Origin of the sequence: uncultured Muriicola sp. (assembly GCF_947258935.1) — a bacterium.
In the GTDB taxonomy this organism is placed as follows: domain Bacteria; phylum Bacteroidota; class Bacteroidia; order Flavobacteriales; family Flavobacteriaceae; genus Muriicola.
In genome coordinates this window covers 1-20,629 of the sequence record NZ_CAMYKH010000036.1, presented here as the reverse complement: position 1 = coordinate 20,629, position 20,629 = coordinate 1, and the positions used below count along the sequence as shown (strand labels likewise).

21 protein-coding genes and 1 tRNA gene are annotated in these 20,629 nt (G+C 40.9%); 19 read left to right on the top strand and 3 right to left on the bottom strand.

Going from position 1 to position 20,629, the window contains the following annotated elements; all coding sequences use genetic code 11:
• Positions 1-527: NAD(+) synthase (gene nadE, locus Q0X72_RS07935; protein WP_297763790.1), on the bottom strand; the 527-nt coding region annotated here is incomplete at its 3' end.
• A gap of 124 nt (positions 528-651) precedes the next feature.
• On the opposite strand from nadE, the gene gldB reads away from it, so the two are divergent.
• The 3 genes from gldB to Q0X72_RS07920 all read left to right on the top strand — a co-directional run bounded on the left by gldB (position 652) and on the right by Q0X72_RS07920 (position 2,384).
• Positions 652-1,584, top strand: coding sequence for a gliding motility lipoprotein GldB (gene gldB / locus Q0X72_RS07930; RefSeq protein WP_297763788.1), 933 nt, complete (start codon positions 652-654; stop codon positions 1,582-1,584).
• Between the two features lie 4 nt (positions 1,585-1,588).
• The gene (gene gldC / locus Q0X72_RS07925) at positions 1,589-1,924 is read left to right on the top strand and encodes a gliding motility protein GldC (RefSeq protein ID WP_297763786.1); all 336 of its coding nucleotides are present in this window, start codon (positions 1,589-1,591) and stop codon (positions 1,922-1,924) included.
• Positions 1,925-1,994: 70 nt separating this feature from the next.
• Positions 1,995-2,384, top strand: coding sequence for a GTPase (locus tag Q0X72_RS07920; protein WP_297763784.1), 390 nt, complete (start codon positions 1,995-1,997; stop codon positions 2,382-2,384).
• 26 nt (positions 2,385-2,410) lie between these two features.
• On the opposite strand, the gene yihA is transcribed toward Q0X72_RS07920, so the two are convergent.
• Together yihA and Q0X72_RS07910 are read right to left on the bottom strand one after the other, a co-directional pair.
• On the bottom strand, positions 2,411-3,028 hold the full coding sequence (gene yihA, locus Q0X72_RS07915) for a ribosome biogenesis GTP-binding protein YihA/YsxC (RefSeq protein WP_297763782.1): 618 nt from the start codon (positions 3,026-3,028) through the stop codon (positions 2,411-2,413).
• Positions 3,029-3,040: 12 nt separating this feature from the next.
• Positions 3,041-3,805 carry an alpha/beta hydrolase gene (locus Q0X72_RS07910; RefSeq protein WP_297763780.1) on the bottom strand — a complete coding sequence of 255 codons (765 nt, stop codon included), beginning with the start codon at positions 3,803-3,805 and terminating at the stop codon, positions 3,041-3,043.
• 268 nt (positions 3,806-4,073) lie between these two features.
• On the opposite strand from Q0X72_RS07910, the gene mraZ reads away from it, so the two are divergent.
• From mraZ to Q0X72_RS07830, 16 genes are all read left to right on the top strand, one after another.
• Complete coding sequence (gene mraZ, locus Q0X72_RS07905) at positions 4,074-4,538, top strand: division/cell wall cluster transcriptional repressor MraZ (protein WP_297763778.1); 465 nt, start codon at positions 4,074-4,076, stop codon at positions 4,536-4,538.
• Positions 4,525-5,421 carry a 16S rRNA (cytosine(1402)-N(4))-methyltransferase RsmH gene (gene rsmH, locus Q0X72_RS07900; protein ID WP_297763776.1) on the top strand — a complete coding sequence of 299 codons (897 nt, stop codon included), beginning with the start codon at positions 4,525-4,527 and terminating at the stop codon, positions 5,419-5,421. Before mraZ ends, rsmH begins: the two co-directional genes overlap by 14 nt.
• A gap of 15 nt (positions 5,422-5,436) precedes the next feature.
• Positions 5,437-5,757: an FtsL-like putative cell division protein gene (locus Q0X72_RS07895; protein WP_297763774.1), complete on the top strand. Its 321-nt coding sequence runs from the start codon at positions 5,437-5,439 to the stop codon at positions 5,755-5,757.
• Entirely contained in the window at positions 5,758-7,764 is a 2,007-nt protein-coding gene (locus Q0X72_RS07890; RefSeq protein ID WP_297763772.1) for a penicillin-binding protein, read from the top strand.
• A complete protein-coding gene (locus Q0X72_RS07885; RefSeq protein ID WP_297763771.1) occupies positions 7,761-9,224 on the top strand; it encodes a UDP-N-acetylmuramoyl-L-alanyl-D-glutamate--2,6-diaminopimelate ligase in 1,464 nt (487 codons plus the stop codon). Before Q0X72_RS07890 ends, Q0X72_RS07885 begins: the two co-directional genes overlap by 4 nt.
• Before the next feature lie 19 nt (positions 9,225-9,243).
• On the top strand, positions 9,244-10,464 hold the full coding sequence (gene mraY, locus Q0X72_RS07880) for a phospho-N-acetylmuramoyl-pentapeptide-transferase (RefSeq protein ID WP_297763767.1): 1,221 nt from the start codon (positions 9,244-9,246) through the stop codon (positions 10,462-10,464).
• Positions 10,465-11,799, top strand: coding sequence for a UDP-N-acetylmuramoyl-L-alanine--D-glutamate ligase (gene murD, locus Q0X72_RS07875; RefSeq protein WP_297763764.1), 1,335 nt, complete (start codon positions 10,465-10,467; stop codon positions 11,797-11,799). It begins immediately after the preceding gene.
• Positions 11,800-12,999 carry an FtsW/RodA/SpoVE family cell cycle protein gene (locus Q0X72_RS07870; protein WP_297763792.1) on the top strand — a complete coding sequence of 400 codons (1,200 nt, stop codon included), beginning with the start codon at positions 11,800-11,802 and terminating at the stop codon, positions 12,997-12,999.
• Positions 12,986-14,086 (top strand): undecaprenyldiphospho-muramoylpentapeptide beta-N-acetylglucosaminyltransferase, encoded by a 1,101-nt coding sequence (gene murG, locus Q0X72_RS07865; RefSeq protein ID WP_297763761.1) that lies wholly within the window; start codon positions 12,986-12,988, stop codon positions 14,084-14,086. The genes Q0X72_RS07870 and murG overlap by 14 nt, the downstream gene beginning before the upstream one ends.
• Positions 14,079-15,431, top strand: coding sequence for a UDP-N-acetylmuramate--L-alanine ligase (murC, locus tag Q0X72_RS07860; RefSeq protein WP_297763759.1), 1,353 nt, complete (start codon positions 14,079-14,081; stop codon positions 15,429-15,431). Before murG ends, murC begins: the two co-directional genes overlap by 8 nt.
• A gap of 94 nt (positions 15,432-15,525) precedes the next feature.
• Complete coding sequence (locus Q0X72_RS07855; RefSeq protein WP_367180432.1) at positions 15,526-16,140, top strand: cell division protein FtsQ/DivIB; 615 nt, start codon at positions 15,526-15,528, stop codon at positions 16,138-16,140.
• 6 nt (positions 16,141-16,146) lie between these two features.
• A complete protein-coding gene (ftsA, locus tag Q0X72_RS07850) occupies positions 16,147-17,469 on the top strand; it encodes a cell division protein FtsA (RefSeq protein ID WP_297763754.1) in 1,323 nt (440 codons plus the stop codon).
• Positions 17,470-17,507: 38 nt separating this feature from the next.
• Positions 17,508-19,433 carry a cell division protein FtsZ gene (ftsZ, locus tag Q0X72_RS07845; protein ID WP_297763751.1) on the top strand — a complete coding sequence of 642 codons (1,926 nt, stop codon included), beginning with the start codon at positions 17,508-17,510 and terminating at the stop codon, positions 19,431-19,433.
• A 100-nt stretch (positions 19,434-19,533) separates the two neighbouring features.
• Positions 19,534-19,983, top strand: a complete 450-nt coding sequence (locus Q0X72_RS07840; protein WP_297763749.1) for a GatB/YqeY domain-containing protein — start codon at positions 19,534-19,536, stop codon at positions 19,981-19,983.
• 10 nt (positions 19,984-19,993) lie between these two features.
• Positions 19,994-20,317 (top strand): TraR/DksA C4-type zinc finger protein, encoded by a 324-nt coding sequence (locus tag Q0X72_RS07835; protein ID WP_297763747.1) that lies wholly within the window; start codon positions 19,994-19,996, stop codon positions 20,315-20,317.
• 17 nt (positions 20,318-20,334) lie between these two features.
• Positions 20,335-20,408, top strand: a tRNA-Arg gene (locus Q0X72_RS07830).
• Positions 20,409-20,629 lie beyond the last annotated feature (221 nt).

The following is a 20,629-nucleotide window of genomic DNA, read 5'->3' as shown; positions in this document are numbered from 1 at the left end:
GAACCTATTTCATATACTTCAGTTTTAAGTAGGTCTGCAATTGGACTAAGATCTACGCCCCCATCCCCGTACTTTGTGTAGAATCCGATGCCGAAATCTTCCACTTTGTTTCCGGTGCCGGCCACGAGATAGCGCAAAAGTGCTGCAAAATAGTAAAGTGTGGTCATACGAAGTCTGGCTCGCGTGTTTGCAAGGGACATATGCCTTTCTTCTTCATTGTCTACAACGGGAAGAGCACCTACCAGGTGATCAAAAACTGGAGTTAGATTTACAGGTTGCCTGCTTACATTGGGATATTTTTTTTGTAACCACTTGATATGATGATCTGCACGCGAAACCTGATTATCGCCCTGATGAATAGGCATTTCCACACATAATAGATCCAGACCGGTACGGGCACAAAGGGTAGAAGTTACAGCAGAATCTATCCCGCCGGAAACACCAATAACAAAACCTTTCATCTTTGCATTGGTAGCATAGTCTTTCAACCATTCAACAATATGATCTACTACTTTATCTGTTTGCATGTTCCACTATATTTAAATTGAAATACTGTAACTTTGGCCCCGTAAAAATAACCTCTGCAAACGGAATATTAAAACAGTTAAAGGAGAACTTTCCATGTACAGAAAAACATTTTGGGTATTTTGTATGGTTTGTCTGATAGGCGCATGCAAAAAGGACAAAGAAGTGCCCGCCGCTATCGCCAATCAAGTATTGGAGGTAAAGGTACTTCGTTTTGATCAGGAATTTGCTGAGACCACTCCGGAGAACTTATCGGATATCAAAGGGAAGTATCCCTACTTTTTTCCTGCCCAATATTCAGATAGTGTATGGATTGCTAAAATACAGGACACTCTGCAGATAGAATTAAGACAAGCTGTAGACAGTGCTTTTGCCGATTTTACTGAAGAACAGGAAGAGATCACCTTGCTGTTTAAACATATCGCCTATTATTTCCCTAGGTATACTATTCCAACTATAGTAACTCTTACTACCGATGTGGATTACGAAAACAGGATCATCTTAGCAGATACCCTTCTTCTGATTGGGGTAGATAATTACCTTGGCAAGGATCATCGTTTTTACCAGGGCATAGACCGCTATATTTCTAAAGGTTTAGACAAGCAATATCTGGAAAGTGATATTGTAAGTGCATTTTCGAAAAAAGTGATTTCCTATCCAAGAGATCGCTCCTTTTTAGCACAGATGATCTATTATGGCAAGGAGCTCTATTTAAAGGACCTTTTGCTAAGTTGGCAATCAGATGCCCAGAAAATAGGATATAATCAGGAAGAATATAGCTGGGCGCAGGCTAATGAGGAGCAAATATGGCGCTACTTTATTGAACGCGAACTTTTGTATAGTACGGACGCACAGTTAGGACCACGTTTTCTGGATCCAGCACCATTTTCTAAATTCAGGTTAGAATTGGATAATGAATCACCAGGAAGGTTAGGGAGATATATGGGCTGGCAGATCGTCAGGGCCTTTGTGGAGAAAACTGATATTCCGGCACAGGAATTATGGAATTTACCAGCCGAGACCATTTTTAAAGAAGCAAATTACAAACCTAAGAAGTAAGACTATGGCCCAGCAAGAGACCTCGGAAATAACTTTAAGGATTGCCCTTGATGAGAATAGGATCCCGGAAAAATTAACCTGGTCTGCCCAGGATGGTGGCATCGTAGACGAAGATGCCAAGGCTATGCTGTTATCTGTTTGGGACAGTAAGAACAAAGAATCACTTAAGATAGACCTATGGACCAAGGATATGCCTGTAGATGAGATGAAGATCTTCTTTCACCAAACCCTCGTAGCCTTATCAGACACTTTTATGAAGGCCACCCAAGACGAAAAAATGACGGCCACCATGAAGGATTTTTGCGATTATTTTGCAGAAAAATTAGAATTAAAATCATAATATCCCGGTATATTCACAATATTAGGTCAGTAGAGAATTCCATAGCTGTAACCTATTCAAATTTTTCAAGGTGACTAAAGATCCAATTAGAAAGTTAGTTTTTGTTTATAACGCGGATTCCGGAATTAAAAATGGCCTGCTAGATTTTGCGCATAAGATTATTAGTCCGAGAACCTACGAATGCCGTCTTTGTGAGCTAACATTCGGAACCTTCGCGGAAAAATCGCTCTGGAAGAAGTTTCGCCAAGATCATAAGATCGAAATGGAATTCTTGCACAAAGATGAGTTTCTCAAGACCTATGCTTCCAAATTTATGCCGGCATATACATTTCCTGTCATCCTTGAGATAACGGCCCATGACCTGGATCTGTTTTTGGGAGCCAAGGAAATGAATGCCTTAACCGAAACCCAGGAACTAATAAATGCCATCCAAAATAGGCTGGCAAGAACAAGCTCTTAAAGTATTTTGGTGTGGCAAGTGCCAGATTAGCTTTTTTGTCCCCGATGGTACTCTTTATTGATCTCATCTATATATTCTAATATTTCCTCCCTTCCCAGGGCATGTGTTGATGAGGTAATAAAATGAGGGGGAGCTTGTTCCCAGACATCCCTTGTCATGGCAGTGAGATAGGCCTCTGCATCTCTCTGTATGGCCTTTGGTTTTAGTTTATCGGCTTTGGTGAAAATAATGGAAAAAGGGATAGACTGTTCCCCGAGCCATTCCATGAATTTCAGATCTATAGGTTGGGGTTCGTGGCGAATATCTACCAGTACAAAAGCACTTAATAGCTGTTTTCGTTCAAGAAAATAATCGGTAATATATTTTTGAAAGGTCTTCTTGTCCTTTTTGGAAACTCGTGCATACCCATATCCCGGTAAGTCTACTAGAAACCAGTTGTTATTGATCTTAAAATGATTAATAAGCTGGGTTTTGCCAGGTCTTCCCGATGTTTTGGCAAGGGATTTTCGTTCGGTCAACATGTTGATCAGGGAAGATTTTCCAACATTAGACCTACCAATAAAAGCGTATTCAGGAAGAGGATCTGAAGGGCATTGAGCAACATTGGTATTGCTTACTACAAAGTCGGCCGACTTTATTTTCATGACGTAGGGTCCTTAGAAATTTCGTTTTGCCAGCCATTTTTCCAACACCTCATTGAATTCATTAGGGTGTTCCATCATGGGGGCATGTCCGCATTCTTTGATCCAAAAAAGATCCGAATCTGGCAAAAGTTCATGAAATTCCTTTGCCACATTGGGTGGGGTTACAGCATCGTTTTCACCCCAGATAATGCAGGTGGGAGTATACATATGAGGCAAGTCTTTAGACATATTGTGACGGATGGCACTTTTTGCGATCGCCAGTGTTTTTACAAGTTTCATGCGGTCATTGACCGTTGCAAATACTTCATCTACGATCTCTTTGGTAGCAACCGCAGGGTCATAAAAGACATCCTGTGCTTTCTTTTTAATGAATTCGTAATCGCCGCGTTTCGGGTAACCATCTCCCATGGCACTTTCGTAAAGTCCCGAACTCCCCGTAATAACGAGGGCTTTAACCATTTTTGGATACAGCTTAGTATGTAACAGACCAATATGACCTCCAAGGGAATTTCCTAAAAGGATGACATCCTTCAGGCCTTTGTATTCAATAAATCGTTCCAGGAATTTTGCAAAATTCTTGACGTTGGTCTTAAGCATCGGCATACCGTAAATAGGCAGTTCCGGGACCAGCACTTGATAACCTAACTGAGGAAAATGGCTGGTTACCCCTTCAAAATTACTTAAACCGCCCATAAGGCCATGAAGTATGATCATCGGGGTTCCTTCACCAACCTCTATATATCTGTATTTACCGTCGGTCTTTATGTTTTTCTCCATGCAGGACAGCTTCTGTTGTCAGTTGGCAAATATAGGCATTATCCTCATATGCCGCCATTTAATTGAGTTATGGGAATGCGATTTTATAATCCCAAAGGGATTATTAGGTCATCACTAATGAATGTGGAGTATTTCCATAAAGTTGCCGAAATAAGAAATCAAGGGAGTAAAAGTGACATTTTTTGTGAACAAAGTGGTAATTTGTGGTAAATAGTGGTAATAATTTCTATATATTTGAGTTTATATACGAAAGACCAACCAGATAGAAATGATCAGTTTCATTGGAACATATGATTGTAAGGCCGACGTAAAGGGTAGGGTAATGATACCTGTGACCCTTAAAAATCAAATGGCTCCTGTGATTAACAAGGGCTTCGTAATAAAGCGTTCTGTTTTCCAACCTTGTTTGGAATTGTATCCCATGGAGGAATGGAATTTACTAATGCAGAAGATGAACCGAAAGAACCGCTTCAAGAAAAAGAACAACGATTTTATAAGAAGATTCTCGGCAGGGGTAAAACCTGTTGAAATTGATGCTACCGGACGACTCCTGATACCAAAGAATCTGATAGCCATTGCAGGGATAACCAAGGAAGTGGTATTGAGTTCAGCCATTAATATCATCGAGATCTGGGATAAAGATAACTATGAGAAAGTACTTGATGATACGGCTGAGAACTTTGCAGAATTGGCTGAAGAGGTAATGGGTGATGATGGTGATGAAGTATCATAATCCGGTTTTGCTAAAAGAGTCTGTTGATGGCCTCCGCATAAAAAAAAATGGGGTCTATGTGGATATCACCTTTGGAGGTGGAGGACATTCCAGGGAGATCTTGAAGCAACTGGGAGAAGCAGGCAGATTAATCGCCTTTGACCAGGATGAGGAGGCAGTTGCGAATGAAATACAGGATGACCGATTTACCTTGATCAACGAAAATTTCAGGTATCTGGGTCAGTTTTTAAAGTTCTATGGCATAAAGAAAGTAGATGGGATCCTGGCCGATTTTGGGGTTTCTTCACATCAGTTCGATAGTGCGGAACGAGGGTTTTCTACCCGCTTTGAGGCAGAACTAGATATGAGAATGACAAAGCGGAATGAGCTTTCGGCATATGAGGTGATCAACCAATATGGACACCATCAGTTGAGAAGGGTACTTTTTGAATATGGTGAGTTGAGAAATGCGGAAGCCATGGCCAGTGAAATAATTTCGGCGCGTGAGAAAAAACCTATTAAGACATCAACAGAACTTAAAGAGGTTTTGAAACGTTTTTTGCCGGCTCATAAGGAACATAAAATACTGGCACAGATCTACCAGGCCATTAGAATAGAAGTAAACCAGGAGTTAGAGGCAATAAAGGAGTTCTTAATGCAAACACCGGCGCTGTTAGACAAAGAAGGAAGGCTGAGTATTATTAGTTACCATTCACTGGAAGACCGATTGGTAAAACGATTTATTCAAATGGGAAAGTTCGAGGGAGAGGTAGAAAAAGATTTTTATGGTGCACCGCAAACTCCCTTCAAAAAAATTGGGAACCTGATAGTGCCAACAAAAGAGGAGATAAAACAAAATAATAGAGCACGAAGTGCAAAACTTAGAATCGCAGAACGCATTTAAATAGTAAGTAGAGAAATGAAAAACGGATTTGTTGCCATCTTAAAAGGAAAGTTTCTTGTAAGTGGAGATTCCCCCAAAAATTGGCTTTTTCTGATCTTCGCTTCTTTTTTGGCCGCTGTTATGATCGCTAGTTCTCATAGCGCTGATAGGAAGGTACACCGCCTTGCAGCTTTAAATGAGGAGGTAAAGGAATTGCGAAGCGAATTTGTAGATATGCGATCTGATGTGCAAAGACTAAAACTAGAGTCTACCATTCGTATCACCGTGGCAGAGGAAGGATTACTCCCTTCTGAAACACCTCCAAAAAAAATTAAAGTAAAATCTGAAAATCCTTAAATGGCCTTTTTAAGTAAACACATATTAACCAGGTTGTATCTCGTTTCAGGGGGCTTGTTCCTCTTTGCCGGGCTCGTTTTATTTAAGCTGGTTTCTATACAAATGGTACATGGCGACAAATACAAGGCCATAGCCTTGAAACGCACGGAGAAGATGTTTACCATACCACCTAATAGGGGTAATCTGTATTCTGATGATGGTAGTTTACTTGCCACCTCGGTCTCAAAATACACTATACGGTTTGATGCAGTAACCGTAAAGGATGAGGATTTTAAAAAGTTTGTAAATCCCCTTGCAGTTAAGTTGGGAGGACTACTGCACAAGCCTTCTTCTCATTTTGAAAAACTTTTGCGCAAGGCTAAAACGAATAAGAATAGGTATGCATTAATTGCCAGAAATCTGGACTATTCCCAGTACATAAGTGTAAAGGACTTTCCACTCTTTAATATGGGACCTTATCGTGGAGGCCTTATTGTGGATCAGAAAACGGTACGTGAACATCCTCTGGGAAAGATCGCAGAACGCAGCGTGGGCTATGAGCGTTTTGATGAAAACGGCTATGCTACCCGTGTAGGACTAGAAGGCGCTTTTGGTCAGTATTTGAGAGGTAAAGAAGGGAAACGTCTAAAACAAAAAATAGCCAAGGGGCAATGGAAACCGATTGGTTTGGACAATATCATTGAACCTAAGGATGGTTACGATGTCATTTCTACCATAGACATCAATATTCAGGACATTGCCCATCATGCTCTTCTGGGGCAATTGGAAAAATATAAAGCAGATCACGGTTGTGTGATCGTTATGGAAACCAGGACGGGTGAGATCAAGGCTATATCAAATTTAGGAAGGACCGCAGACAACAAGTATTATGAACGGTTGAATTATGCGATTGGTGAATCTAATGAACCTGGTTCTACCTTTAAACTAATGTCACTTGTTGCTGCCCTGGAAGACAAGGTAGTTGATACCAGTAGTGTCATTGATACCGAAAAAGGTAAATGGAGGCTGTACGACCGGACTGTCCGAGATTCTAAAAACGGAGGCTATGGAAAGATCTCTGTAGGTAACGCTTTTGAGGTATCCTCCAATACAGCTTTTGCAAAAATGATCCATAATAGCTATAAGGATAAGCCTCAAGACTTTGTGAACGGCCTGATGCGCATGGATCTTCATAAAGAATTAGACCTTCCTATTAAAGGGGAGGGGAAACCAGTGATCCGTAATCCGGGAGACAAAGGATGGTCTGGTATTTCCTTAGCCTGGATGTCACACGGCTACGAGGTATCCTTAACACCATTACAAACCTTAGCCTTTTACAACGCGATCGCCAATGACGGTGAACTGCTCAGACCCCGATTGATCAGAGAGGTTAAGGAATGGAACACAACCATTCGGGAGTTTGAAAAGGAAGTGATCAATTCGGCAATTTGTTCCAAAGAAACAGCATATAAAGTGCAGCAGTTACTCAAGAATGTAGTAGAGAAGGAACACGGTACCGGGCATCGGCTTTATGCGCCCAACTTTTCCATGGCCGGTAAAACTGGTACTGCCCAAAAGAACTATGTAGGGAAAGATCCGGACAAACTGAGATACATTTCAACTTTTGCGGGGTATTTCCCGGCAGACGACCCTAAGTATTCGTGTATTGTGGTAATTCATGAACCAGACAAGAGCGTAGGATATTATGGCGCCGATGTTTCAGGTCCGGTTTTCAAATCTATAGCACAGAAGATATATGCAAACAATCCTTTGATAGACGAAGTGGCTTCATTGGAACCTTTTAATCAGGTATTAGATGAAGCCTATGAAGACTACTTTGAAGAAGCAGGCAGGATAATGACTACTATGCCCAACTTAAAAGGCATGAGTGGTATGGATGCTATTTCTATCCTTGAAAATCTTGGCTTGCAAGTGGAAATAAAAGGAAATGGCAAAGTAAAAAAACAATCGATCACCCAGGGTACTTCATTAAGTAAGGTATCTAAAATTGTATTAGACCTATCATGACATCCTTAAAGGACATATTATATGGAGTAGGGTTAACGGCTGTGAGCGGTACCACGGCAAAGCTGGTGAACCACATTTGCTTTGATTCGCGCTCTGTAGCATTAGACGATGTGTTTGTGGCTATAAAGGGAACGCAATCTGATGGTCATACCTATATAAAAAAAGCTATTGATTTGGGGGCAAATTCCATTGTTTGTGAAACAATGCCCGAAGAACTCATCAATGAGATCAGTTATATTGAGGTAGAAGATTCCAAAAAGGCGTTGGCTATCATGGCGTCTAATTTTTATGGAAATCCATCCAAGAACTTAAAATTAGTAGGTATTACCGGTACCAATGGCAAAACCACGGTAAGCAGTCTGCTCTATCAATTATTTAAAAAAGCAGGATATAAGGTAGGATTGCTTTCAACTATCAAGATCATGGTAGATGAAAAGGAGTACACAACCACGCATACAACCCCGGATGCACTTACTATTAATAAGTACCTGTCCTTGATGAATGAAGAAGGAGTTGAGTTTTGTTTTATGGAGGCCAGTTCGCATGGTATTGATCAAAGAAGAACCAATGGACTTCTATTTGCAGGTGCCATCTTCACAAACCTTACCCATGATCATTTAGACTATCACAGCACATTTGCGGAATACAGGGATGCCAAAAAAAGCTTGTTCGATGGCTTGCCAAAAACAGCTTTTGCGCTTTCTAATTTAGATGATAAGAACGGGCTGGTGATGTTACAGAATACAAAGGCTAAAAAATATACCTATGCTTTAAAAACATATGCAGACTACAGGGCTCAGATCCTCGAAAATCAATTCAGCGGGCAATTGTTAAAAATTGACAATAATGAGCTCTGGACAAAACTTATTGGCCAATTCAACGCATATAATATTTTGGCTATTTATGCCACAGGAGACCTGTTGGGGTTAGAAAAAATTGAAATTCTAAGACTATTGAGTGAATTGGAAAATGTGGATGGCAGATTCCAATATTTTATATCAAAACAACGCATAACGGCTATTGTTGATTATGCCCATACGCCGGACGCTTTAAAAAATGTGCTGGATACAATCAGTGCATTGAGGACTGGAAATGAAAACATCATCACCGTAGTGGGGTGTGGTGGTGATCGTGACAAGTCTAAGCGTCCGGTAATGGGGCATATCGCTTCATCCATGAGTAACAAAGTCATTTTTACGTCGGATAATCCCAGGACAGAACCGCCTAATACTATTATTTCGGAAATGGAGGCAGGGGTGGAACCACAGAATGTTAAAAAGATATTGGCCATTGAGAACAGAGAGCAGGCCATAAAAACGGCCTGTCAGTTAGCCGATGCCCAAGATATAATCCTATTGGCCGGTAAAGGTCATGAGACCTATCAGGAAACCAATGGGAATAGGATAGAGTTCGATGATTTTAAAATCGTGAGGAAAGTCTTAGAAGATTTGAATAAATAAGAGCACCAAGAGACGCTATATGTTGTACTACTTATTTGAATATTTAGAAAAGCAATACCAGTTCCCTGGGGCTACCCTGTTTCAGTTCCTTTCGTTCCGGGCTGCAATGGCAGTGCTGCTTTCTTTGATTCTTGCAACCACTCTTGGAAAGCGAATCATTCTTTTTCTTCGTCATAAGCAAATTGGGGAAACCGTACGCGATCTTGGTCTGGAAGGGCAACAACAAAAGCAGGGAACCCCCACTATGGGAGGACTTATCATCATTATGTCTACCCTTGTGCCAGTTCTCCTTTTTGCACGCCTTGACAATATTTATATAATCCTTCTGATCATAACCACTATCTGGATGGGCATGATTGGATTTATAGATGACTATATCAAGATCTTTAAAAGGAACAAAAAAGGCCTAAAAGGACGTTTTAAGATCTTAGGTCAGGTTGTGCTTGGACTTATGGTAGGAGCTACCCTCTTCTTTCATCCGGAGGTTACCATGAAGGAGAAGAACAAGTCTATTATTACAGAAAATTTTGAGGTTAAAGATGTTGAAGGGAAAGAACTTAAGTCTACCAAAACCAATATTCCTTTTTTTAAGAACAATGAGTTAGACTATACCGATTTTATTTCCTGGATTGGGGAAGGAGCTCAATCTTATGCCTGGTTGATCTTTATTCCTATCGTTATTTTTATTGTTACCGCCGTTTCCAACGGTGCCAATCTTACGGATGGTATTGATGGCCTGGCAGCAGGAACATCGGCTATTATTGTCCTTACCCTTGGCATATTTGCCTGGGTCTCCGGTAATATTATTTTCTCTAATTACCTCGATATTTTTTACATCCCAAGAGCAGGGGAACTGGTGGTCTTTATTTCTGCATTTGTAGGGGCTCTGGTTGGATTTCTTTGGTATAATGCCTATCCCGCACAAGTATTTATGGGGGACACCGGCAGCTTAACTATAGGAGGGGTCATAGCAGTGATCGCGATCATTGTACGCAAGGAATTGCTCATTCCGCTATTGTGCGGGATCTTCTTTGCAGAATCATTATCAGTAATGATCCAGGTTAGTTATTTCAAATTCACAAAACGAAAATATGGGGAGGGAAGACGTATTTTTTTAATGTCGCCGCTTCACCATCATTATCAAAAGAAGGGGTATCACGAAAGTAAGATCGTTACCAGATTTTGGATCATTGGGATCCTTCTGGCGATCGTTACTATAGTAACCTTAAAAGTGAGGTAAATGGAGCGGCTAGTGATCCTGGGAGGAGGAGAAAGTGGTACAGGTACGGCCATCCTGGGAAAACAAAAAGGTTTTGAAGTCTTTGTGTCAGACAAAGGCGAGATTAAAGATAAATACAAAGATGTTCTTTCACATTTTGGAATTGATTGGGAAGAAGGAGGTCATTCTGAGGAAAAGATCCTGAATGCCGACCTGGTTATGAAAAGCCCGGGAATCCCTGATAAGGTCCCTATTGTACAAGATCTGATGGCCAAAGAGGTCCCGATAGTATCGGAGATTGAATTTGCTGCCAGATATACAAAGGCTACCATTATTGGAATTACCGGAAGTAATGGGAAAACCACGACTACCATGTTAATACATCATATCCTGAAACAAGCAGGATATGCAGTTGGCATGGCCGGTAACATCGGAGACAGTTTTGCAAAGATGGTGGCCGAATGCTCTTATGAGTATTACGTATTAGAGATCAGCAGTTTTCAGCTCGATGGTATTACCAAATTCAGGCCGCATATTGGAATACTAACCAATATTACACCAGATCATTTAGACCGGTATGAATATGATTTTCAGAAGTACATAGTCTCCAAGTTCAGGATAGCGATGAACCAAACAAAGGAAGACTATTTCATTTATGACGCAGACGATGAAGTGATCGTTCACTATTTACAGAAACACCCAATACAAGCCAAATTGCTCCCCTTTTCTTTAGAGAAAGAAGGGGTACAGGGAACTTATATAAAAGACAAACACTTTGAAATTAAGACAGAACAAGGAACTATGGAAATGAGATCAGATTCACTGGCATTAGAAGGAAAACACAACCTGAAGAACACTATGGCGGCCATTACTGCGGCAAAATTGGTGGGGATTCGCAAGGAAGTGATCAGAGATAGTATTCAGAATTTTCAGGGTGCAGCTCACAGATTAGAAAAGGTATTGAAGATACACCATGTACAGTATATCAACGATTCCAAGGCAACAAATGTTAATGCTACGTATTATGCACTAGACAGTATGTCTACTCCTACGGTTTGGATTGTAGGCGGCCTGGATAAAGGAAATGACTACAAGGTACTTATGCCTTTGGTAAGAGAGAAAGTGAAAGCTATCATCTGTCTGGGAATGGACAATACAAAACTGAGACATGCCTTTGGGAATGCCGTAGATATTTTTGTTGAAACCTATGCGATGAGCGAGGCGATTAAAGTTGCTTACAAGGTAGCCGAACGCGGTGATACAGTCTTGCTTTCACCTGCCTGTGCAAGTTTTGATCTTTTTAAAAACTACGAGGATAGAGGTAATCAATTTAAAGAAGCAATAAAAAACTTATAGATTTTGAAATTCCTTCAACACATACAAGGCGATAAGGTTATTTGGGCAGTAGTGGCCCTGCTGGCCTTATTTTCGTTCCTGCCGGTCTATAGTGCCAGCAGTAATTTGGTGTATGTTGTAGGTAATGGTACTACCATGGGTCACCTTATGAAACATGGTTTGTTGCTGTTCTTAGGTTTTGGAATCATTTACGGGATACATAAGATCCCAGCTCATTATTTTAAGGGACTGGCCATTATTGCCATGCCCGTGGTGATCGCCCTTTTGGTTTATACCTTGGCTCAGGGAACTACCATAGAAGGGGCCAACGCGAGTAGGTGGATACGATTGCCATTGGTGGGGATCACCTTTCAAACGTCTACCCTGGCTTCTGTTGTCTTAATGATCTACATTGCCCGTTACCTCTCAAAGATCAAGGACAGGACTATAACCTTTAAGGAAAGTGTACTGCCATTGTGGTCTCCGGTGTTCTTAATTGTCTTACTGATATTACCCGCAAATTTTTCTACTGCGGCTATCCTATTTTTTATGGTCCTTGTTTTGTGTTTTTTGGGGGGATACCCCTTGAAATATTTATCGGCTATGATAGGATTTGGACTTGTAAGCCTTCTGTTCTTTGTGTTGATCGCAAAAGCTGCCCCCGACCTTTTCCCTAACAGAGTGGACACATGGCTCAGCCGTATTGAAAGTTTCTGGGATCCTGCAGATACGGAAGCCGATTATCAAATAGAAAAAGCAAAAATAGCCATTGCCAGCGGCGGTCTGGTGGGCAATGGAGCAGGAAAAAGTGTTATGAAGAACTTTTTGCCACAAAGCTCCTCAGATTTTATTTATGCGATCATTGTTGAGGAATATGGATTGATAGGCGGATTTGTACTGATGTTCTTTTACCTGTTGTTGCTCTTTAGGATAGTAGTGGTGGCAAATGCCAGTGAATCGGTCTTTGGGAAATTACTGGTTGTAGGTGTAGGATTACCTATTGTTTTTCAGGCCTTAATTAATATGGCTGTAGCGGTAGAATTGTTTCCAGTAACAGGTCAGACCCTTCCTCTTATCAGTAGTGGAGGCACCTCTATTTGGATGACATGTTTGGCGATCGGAATAGTATTAAGTGCCAGCATCAAAAGATCAAAGGAAGGCATTGAAGAGCAGGATATAGATGAGAATAACCCTTTAGAAGTCTTAAGTGGGCAACTATAGGTTTATACTCTCGGGAGGAGGTACAGGCGGTCATATTTATCCGGCGATCGCCATTGCGAACGAATTGAAACGAAGGTTTCCCGATGCGAAAATACTGTTTGTTGGTGCTGCAGACCGGATGGAAATGGAAAAAGTGCCTCAGGCAGGGTACGAGATAAAAGGACTATGGATAAGCGGATTACAACGAAGATTAACCTGGAAGAATTTGCTATTCCCAATAAAAGTGATTAGTAGTTTGATACGAGCACGAAATATAGTAAGCACTTTTAAACCGCATGTAGCGATAGGTACAGGGGGCTTTGCCAGTGGACCAGTACTTCGCGTGGCATCGCAAAAAGGAATTCCAAGCCTGCTGCAGGAACAGAATTCGTATGCAGGAATGACCAACAAAATACTGGCATCAAAAGTGAACAGAATTTGTGTGGCCTATGATGGAATGGAAAAATTCTTTCCAAAAGAGAAGACCGTAAAAACCGGAAATCCGGTTCGTGCCTCCTTAGTTCATTTGCCTGAACAAAAAACTGCATCCTTTGCTTATTTCGATCTAATACAGGATAAGCAGACACTCTTGGTATTAGGGGGCAGTTTGGGAGCTAGGAGGATCAATGAACTTATTGAAAAACAACTACCAAATTTCAAAAAGCTTGGCTTACAAATCATTTGGCAATGTGGCTCATTATACTATGACAGATTCAAGAAGTACGGATCCGAGTTTGTTAAGGTGACAGGATATTTGAACCATATGGAACATGCATATAAGGTTGCTGATATTATTATTTCAAGATCAGGGGCAGGATCTGTCTCCGAACTTTGTTTGGTTGGAAAGCCAGTTCTTTTTATTCCATCGCCCAATGTGGCAGAAGATCATCAGACTAAAAACGCACAGGCATTGGTGCAGGCCAATGCTGCCCTCATGATCCAGGAAAAAAACCTGGAAACAGAATTTAAACAACGCTTTGAAGAACTCCTTGCTTCCAAAGAGAGGATGGACCAGCTAGGTAGAAATATAAAGGAATTGGCCTTACCAAGAGCCACTGAACATATTGTAGATGAGATTGTACAACTAATCCCTGAGGTAGATGAATAATATTTCATTCCATAAGGTATATTTTATTGGCATAGGAGGCATAGGAATGTCTGCTCTGGCAAAATACTATACGTTCCTTGGACATGAGGTGGGTGGGTATGACAAAACCCAAACTCCATTAACATCTGAATTGGAAGCACTGGGAATGAAGATACATTATGAGGATAAGGTCTCACAAATTCAAGAATCATTTCTTTCACCAGAAGATACACTTGTGGTCTATACTCCTGCAGTGCCAAAAGATCACACTGAGTGGAACTATTTTACCTCCAACGGATTTACAATCAAAAAAAGGTCTGAAGTACTGGGGATGATCACCAAAGACACCTTTTGTTTTGCCGTTGCCGGAACCCATGGGAAGACAACAACCTCTAGTATATTGGCGCATCTTTTAAAAGAAACGGGGACACCGGTCACTGCTTTTTTAGGAGGCATTTCAGAAGATTTTAATAGTAACTTCTTATGGGAAGGAAATAAATTCTCTGTGGTAGAAGCAGACGAGTTTGATAGATCATTCCTTCAGCTTACACCAAATGTTGCCTGTATAACTTCTATGGATGCAGATCATTTAGACATTTATGGAGATAATGAAAGCCTACAGGAATCCTTCAGGGCATTTGCATCCAAGCTAAAACCTAATGGAAAGTTATTTGTGCGAAATGGCTTGCCTTTGCAAGGAATTACCTATGGAATAGAGGACGACTCAGATTATTGCATACGAAATATAAAAATTGAACATGGCACCTACATTTTCGATTTGGGAACTCCTGAAACTACCCTAAAAGGAGTTAAATTCAACAAACCCGGCCGGCATAATTTGCTCAATGGGCTAGTAGCTTTTGCGATGGCGATCCAAGCTGGACCCCCGCTGGATCGCCTTGCGGAGGCCCTGGAAACTTTTAAAGGTGTACAAAGACGTTTTTCTTACAGGATTAAGGAGGAGCATTTTATATTTATTGATGATTACGCTCACCATCCGGCGGAAATAGATGCAATATTCGAAGCTGTACAGGAGATGCACCCCAATAAAAAGGTGCTGACCGTTTTTCAACCTCATTTGTATTCGAGAACCCGAGATTTCGTAGAGGAATTTGCAAGGAGTCTGTCCAGATTTGACAGTATCATACTGTTGGACATATATCCCGCTCGTGAAAAACCCCTCCCAGGGGTAACCTCGCAATGGTTACTTGATATGATTACAAACCCAAAGAAAAAATTGATTTCCAAAAAAGAGTTAGCGGAGGAGATCAAAGCACAAAACCCGCAGGTACTTGTAACCTTGGGAGCAGGGGACATAGGCCTGGAGATAAACACACTTAAAAAAGCACTGGAATATGAAAATTAATTGGAATTATTTAAAAGTAATTGCTTTGATATGCTGTATAACAGGCCTATATGCTTTTTCTAACAAAAGAAGTCTTGATAAGCCCGTACAGAATATGGAGATAATCTTTGAAGGAAACAACAATTTATACCTCTCTCAGGAAATGGTTAATAAATTGTTAATACAAAATTATGGTAGTGTCCTCAATGTGGAGAAAGAAAAATTAGTTTTGAATACTATAGAAAAGGTCATTGAGGCCAATGAAATGGTAAAAAGCGCCCAAGTATATCTTACTATTAATGGTAGACTTACATCTAAAATTTTCCAAAGGCAGCCCATAGGACGTGTAGAGGGAAGTACAAAATTTTACCTGGACGAGGATGGTAAATCTATGCCATTATCCAAGATGCACTCTGCCAGAGTGCCAATAATCACAGGCGAGATTACAGGTAAAAGTCTGGATGATGTATTCGAGATATTGAAGTTTATAAACAAGGACAACTTTTTAAGAAAGAACATAATTGGTATACATATTCAATCGGAAGAACGATACCAATTGAAATTTCGGGTAGAGGATTTTATTGTTGATCTGGGTAGTGTTGAGGACCTGGAGGGCAAGTTTAAGAACTTCAAGGCATTTTATGCGAAAGCGATGAAAGATAAATCATTACGGGATTATGCCGTGGTAAGTTTAGAATTTGAAAATCAGGTAGTGTGCACCAAAATATAAATAACTATGGAACAAGGTAATTATTCAGTAGGCCTAGATATTGGAACAACCAAAATTGTAGCCATTATTGGGAAGGAAAACGAGTATGGTAAGATAGAAGTACTTGGTATAGGACGTTCCAAAAGTTTAGGGGTACATAGAGGTGTGGTTAATAATATCACTCAAACCATCAAGTCTATTCAGCAGGCTGTGGAACAGGCAGAGGCCAATTCGGGCTTAAAAATAGGATCTGTTGTAGTAGGTATAGCCGGGCAACATATCCGCAGTTTACAGCATAGTGATTATATCACCAGGGCCAATTCTGAAGAAGTGATCAATGAGGACGATCTGGAAAAACTTTGTAATCAGGTTTACAAGCTGGTGATGTTACCGGGGGAGGAGATCATTCATGTGCTGCCTCAGGAGTACAAGGTAGACGGCCAGGCCGAAATAAAGCAACCCATCGGGATGTATGGAGGGAGACTAGAAGCTAATTTTCATGTGGTCGTAGGACAAGTATCCTCCATAAAAAATATTGGCCGATGTATAAAAAGTGCCGGCCTTGACTTGTATAATATAACGCTCGAACCACTTGCATCCTCAGAGGCAGTGCTGAGTCAGGAAGAGAAAGAAGCCGGAGTAGCCCTAATAGACATAGGAGGTGGTACCACAGACCTTGCCATTTTTAAGGATGGAATAATTAGGCATACCGCCGTGATTCCTTTTGGTGGTAATGTTATTACAGAGGATATAAAGGAAGGTTGCTCTATTATTGAAAAGCAGGCGGAACTATTAAAGATAAAATTCGGCTCAGCCTGGCCGGGTGAGAATAAGGATAATGAGATAGTATCCATCCCTGGCCTGAGAGGAAGGGAACCCAAAGAGATCACTTTAAAGAACCTTTCCAAGATCATTCACGCACGTGTGGTTGAGATCGTGGAACAGGTTTATGTAGAGATCAAGAACTACGGACACGATGATCAAAAGAAAATGCTTATCGCCGGAATCGTGTTAACAGGAGGAGGTAGTCAACTGAAACATCTCAAGCAACTGGTAGAATACATAACCGGAATGGATACCAGAATAGGATATCCCAACGAACATTTAGCCGGAGACTCAGAAGCGGAAATTGCGAGTCCGTTATATGCCACTGCGGTTGGACTTTTAATGAATGCTGTAGAAAATAAGGACAAACGCAGATTGAAGACGTTGGAAGAAGAAAAAGAGCGGGAAATGGTTCTGGAAGGTCATGAAAACATGAATACGAGTACCGCTACAAAAAGAGAACGTAAATCAGTTTTTGACCGATGGTCCGAAAAACTCAAGGATTTCTTAGATAACGCAGAATAAATACAAAGCATAGCACATTAACCAGTAATAAGAACAACATGAGCAAGAACACCGAATTTGAAAGTATTTCCTTTGACCTCCCCAAGAATCAAAGTAATGTAATAAAAGTGATCGGCGTTGGAGGCGGTGGTAGCAATGCAATTAATTATATGTTCCAGGCGGGAATCAACGGAGTAGATTTTGTTATCTGCAATACAGATTCTCAGGCACTTCAAAATAGTGCAGTACCTAATAAAATTCAATTAGGGGTTTCCCTAACTGAAGGATTAGGTGCCGGAGCAAATCCCGAAGTAGGGGAGCAGGCTGCCATAGAGAGTATGGAAGATATTAAAACCATGCTCGACACAACTACAAAAATGGTCTTTATCACGGCCGGAATGGGTGGGGGTACTGGTACTGGTGCAGCTCCTGTCATTGCAAAACTGGCTAAGGAAATGGATATTCTTACAGTAGGAATTATAACGATGCCATTTCAGTTTGAAGGTAAAATGAGATGCCAACAGGCACAAAAAGGGATAGAACGTTTACGAGATCATGTAGATTCCCTGATCATTATAAATAACAACAAGCTTAGGGAGGTTTATGGCAATTTGGGGTTCAAAGCGGGATTCTCTAAAGCAGATGAAGTGCTTGCTACTGCTGCCAGGGGAATTGCAGAAGTTATTACCCATCACTATACACAAAACATAGATTTACGAGATGCCAAGACGGTTCTTTCCAATAGTGGAACTGCTATTATGGGATCTTCCATGGCGTCTGGTACTTCGAGGGCCACAGAGGCCATTATGACAGCGCTTGATTCCCCATTATTAAATGACAACAAGATCACTGGGGCAAAAAATGTATTGTTACTGATCGTTTCCGGTAGTAAAGAGATCACCATCGATGAAATAGGAGAGATCAATGATCATATTCAAATTGAAGCCGGTCATGGAGCCAATATCATAATGGGAGTTGGCGAAGATGAGACCCTGGGGGATGCTATTGCCGTCACCGTGATTGCAACGGGGTTTAATGTAGATCAGCAAGATGAGATCGTCAATACTGAGTCTAAGAAGATCATACATACCCTTGAAGATGACCAAAAAGCAGTACAGAACTTAACGGAATCTACTGCGGTAGTACATGAACTGGAAGAGGAAGAGGAAGACTTTGAACCAATAGTGAAACACACTTTGGAAATAGAAGATGAAATGGATCTGATCCCTACTACGAATTTTATACGAAACTTCAACGTATTCTATGATGAGGTGGTGGCTACCGAAGTGAACGAGAATGATTTTGTGATCGTTGATTCCAAAGAGGAACTTTTTGATATTGAAGTAGTAGATCCTGTAACTGTATCGGCTATAGATGACAAAAAAGAGCAAATAGCGTTTAGTTTCGATCTGCCTATTGTTGAGAACAATGAAGAGGAAGATGAGAAAGAACATGTCATCACCTTTTCCTTGGATGAGGAGATCAGCGACATGGATGTTAACGAACATATAGAAGTGATCCCTGTATTGGAATACAGCAAAGAAGGTGAAACCCGTTACAGTTTGGACGACTATATGGAACTTGAGACACAATTAACAGGCGCACGTTCTAAAGCAGAGGATTATGATCCAAAGATCGTAGAAGAAGAGCTGGTCTTTGAACAGAAAACGGTAAGTGCTTTTGAACAAGCAAGTAATAGCAAGGATAAGGGAGAAATAGATCCTATGAGTTCACCCATTGAAGAATTGCTAAAGGCAAGAGCTGATGAAAGAAGGCGAAAATTAAAAGATTTCAATTACAAGTTCCAAAACAGTCTTAGTCATATCGAAGAAATAGAGAAAGAGCCGGCCTACAAGCGCCAGGGCATTAATCTGAATGAGAATCCAAAGGACGGAAAGGTGTCCAGAACAACGTTAGGGGAGGATAGCAATGATGAGATACAATTGCGTTCTAACAATTCTTTTTTACATGATAATGTGGATTAGTTAGTTTTTTTGAAAGGTTTTTTAACCTAGTTAGAACCCGGAATGATCCCCATCATTTCGGGTTTATTTTTTTATCTTCGTGTGGTTAAAAATAGAAGCTATGAGCTTACAGGAAAAGGTAATGCAAGAAATGAAATCTGCCATGAAGGCCAAGGATGCTGTGGCATTAGAATCGCTACGTGCAATCAAATCAGCTTTATTATTGGCACAAACCGATAAAGGTAGAGGTGCCACTTTATCTGAAGAGGACGAAGTGAAAATGGTACAACGATTAGTAAAGCAGCGGAAAGACAGCGCAGCTATTTATATTGATCAGGGCAGGCAAGATCTGGCTGCAACAGAATTATCACAGATTGCTATTATTGAACAATTCTTACCAGAACAACTCAGTGAAGATGCTGTGGAGAAAGTTGTGCTTGCAACGATCACTAAGGTAGGGGCCAATGGAATGAAAGATATGGGGAAGATTATGGGTCTCGTAAGCAAAGAGCTTGCTGGCCAAGCAGATGGAAAGACCATATCGAACATTGTGCGCAAGCACCTTAGCTAGTAAGTGGCTAATGAAAAGTTCTGAACTGAAGACCTTACTAGAAAATTCTATACGAAGAACAGAAAAACGTATTGCTCAGTACAAAAGTCTTTCTGGTCCGGTAGCTCCTGATAATGCTATAGGACGGGTTTCGAGGATGGATGCCATCAATAATAAAGGTGTCATGGAAGCTGCTTTACGAAAATCAGAAGAACAGTTGAAAGGGTTAAAACGGAATTTATCTAAAATTGGGACCGATGATTTTGGAAAGTGCACCAAATGCGGCAATAGGATCCCTTTTGAGCGTATTTTATTGGCACCAGAAAGTTCTTTTTGTGTAAATTGCGCTCGCTAAGAAAGCGAATACATAATGGCTGCGTAGTTCAACTGGATAGAATATCAGATTTCGGCTCTGAGGGTTGGGGGTTCGAATCCCTCCGCGGTCACTCATAAACCAAAAAAAGTCAAAAGACGAGCGAGCTCCAAAAAGGAAGCTCGCTTTCTTTTTGGAGTGAATCGAAGTCTTCTTTTTTTGGTTTTCAACGCGGAGCGTTGAGGGATCACCGAACGTAGTGCGGTAATCCTTAGTGAAATGTTGAGGGATCACCGAACGTAGTGCGGTAATCCTTAGTGAAATGTTGAGGGATCACCGAACGTAGTGCGGTAA